This window comes from Bartonella sp. AP7XZML (assembly GCF_042195745.1).
GTDB lineage: Bacteria > Pseudomonadota > Alphaproteobacteria > Rhizobiales > Rhizobiaceae > Bartonella.
In genome coordinates, this window is sequence record NZ_JBHIOT010000006.1 from 1 (window position 1) to 2,264 (window position 2,264).

The 2,264-nt window shown below is 38.0% G+C and carries 2 protein-coding genes; one reads left to right on the plus strand and one right to left on the minus strand.

Annotated elements, in window-relative coordinates:
- Positions 1 to 678: antA/AntB antirepressor family protein (locus ACFILT_RS00655; RefSeq protein WP_375679423.1), on the minus strand; the 678-nt coding region annotated here is incomplete at its 3' end.
- A 384-nt stretch (positions 679 to 1,062) separates the two neighbouring features.
- Between ACFILT_RS00655 and ACFILT_RS00660 the strand changes: the two genes are divergently transcribed.
- A complete protein-coding gene (locus ACFILT_RS00660; RefSeq protein ID WP_375679424.1) occupies positions 1,063 to 2,145 on the plus strand; it encodes a hypothetical protein in 1,083 nt (360 codons plus the stop codon).
- Positions 2,146 to 2,264 lie beyond the last annotated feature (119 nt).

The following is a 2,264-nucleotide window of genomic DNA, read 5'->3' on the forward strand; positions in this document are numbered from 1 at the left end:
GATTTTCGTTGAAGGGAGTACCTTTTCTGTACCATCCGGTCTTTGAATGGTGATAGCAGGGCAGTCCATAAAGCCTTTCTTTATTTTGTCTTGATAGGGCAACAGAGGCGCTCCTGGCGCTCGTCGATACACCCAATCATGTTTACGCAAGTAATCCGTTAAGTCCTTAGGTCGTACCTCTAACATCTTTGCTGCTTCAATAAGACCGAACAAACCATCAGAACGCTTTAAACCATCAAGTGCTTTTGCTTTTGGTGCTAATTCGGCAATAACATGATCTTTTTGCTCAATTTGATTTTGTAAGTGATTCAAAACACCAAGTAATGCTTCAGGTTTGGAGTAGTCAACTTGTGGTGTTGCTACTTGTTTCAAAAGCCGTTCACATTTGATAAAGTATTGACGTGCTTCATGCCCTTTATCATTACGCTCTATCATCGAAAGATGTTTAGCCACGTCTAACGTAATGTGGTATTCTTTTACCTTTCCACCGCTTACTAAATTTTTAGTAAGCGTTATAAAGTTTATATTTTCCTGAAATTTACATTCTTTAATGCGATTTTTAATCCAATCATTAAAGCGAGCTTTTATTTCTAAAAACGTATGTAAATCACGCGCGTTAACAGTTTGAACAGTTTCCTGATCAATAACCTGTTCTCTAATTTCTATAAGAGTATTCATAATGAATTCCTTGTTGATAGATGTTTCTTAATGACACTTTAAAAAAGTGCCGGGTGCTAAGAAACACGGCAACAAGCCCGTCGTTATGCTTTCCCCCGAAAGGGTATTTTATGGCATAACCACACCCGACAAGACCAGTATACGCTATACGCATATAATGAGTCAAAGCCTTTACAATGTGCGGAAGACTGATTATTTCGGCAACCAATCCGCTTGTTGTTTTAAGGTGTTTCTTAGGCACCTGATTCGATTATTCATACTCCTACTATAATGTCAAGCAGTAATATTACATTTTTCTAAATTATATAAGTACGTCTTTACTTTATTTGTCGACTCACTTTAAATTTCCACTTTACTTTTTTATTTATAGCGGAGGGGGAGGTAATGCTGGATACCCTTGATACAATTGCAATGATCGTGTGCTTGTTATCATTGCCAATGATGATTGTCCGACTCGTTTTAGTATGTATAAAGAAATGGCGGAAAAACGGACTGAAAACTCTTGGTATTGGAGCTTTATTATTTATCGGCTCTGCGATAGTAGGTGCTTCTGTACACAAAGACAAACCAAATCAAATTACACACAATAATGAAATTGTTACCTCCTCCTCGACTTCGTCAATAGATGTTGCTACTCAAAACGAAAGCGTGACTCAGGTACCAGCTGAGGATACTGATAAGCAAATTACCCCCACTCAAGTTAACAAACCAGACAAAGATGATGGATTAGGCTTTTGGGGATGGTTTTGGTTAATTTTCTTTGCGTTTTTTGCGTTTTCCATTTTCGCTTATTGGCAAGATAAACGCAAAAAACGTTTTGAAGAGAAAGTTCCAGAACAGGCTTCAATGTCGCTCCTTCCTGCACATCCTTCTTCTGATTTCTCAGTTGTTAATAAAACGTTTCCAGCAATTGAAAACGAACGGTGGGAAAAGGGGATCAAGATTTTTCTCCTTTGTGCTCTATTGATTGGGGGCATAGTAGCAATAATAAGTATTTCACCATGGTTATTAGTAGCCATTCTTATTGTTTTACTTTTGGTGATCGCTCACTACTCTGAAAAGAAAAAAGTAAAACTTTTTGAAGAACAAGTTGCAATGTTGCTACCGGATATTAAAGTGTCTAGTTTTTCTGAAGCGTGTAAAATGTTTCAAGAGCTTGACGCAAGCGAATATGAATATCGTTTAGCACACAATGAAAAATTGTTGGGAGTTCAAGAACGCGTTTTCTTTGATATTAATAAAAAGATCCCACTTAGAGGACGTCTTTTGGTAACCGATCAAGCCATTGTATTTGAAAGTCCTGAAAAGAATGAACGAACCACTTGGACACGAATTGCATCAGTAGCTATAACATACCATGAATGCCAAATCAGTCTCCGTACCGGCATACCACGGAATTACCGATTCACTGCTTTTTCAAGCCCAAGGTTTACAGCAGTAATTCGAGTTCTGGGACAGTTTTATTGATAACACACAAGAAAAGATACGTTTATTGTTTTATCTCCCGCAAGATAAGTTTATACATACCGGATTCAGAGGCTTGGACATCTGTGATCACGAAGTGCTCTTGAGAAGAGGGGGCTTTG

Excerpts from the sequence above, each read along its gene's own strand:
- ACFILT_RS00660 (WP_375679424.1), top strand. The coding sequence starts at position 1,063 with ATGCTGGATACCCTTGATACAATTGCAATGATCGTGTGCTTGTTATCA.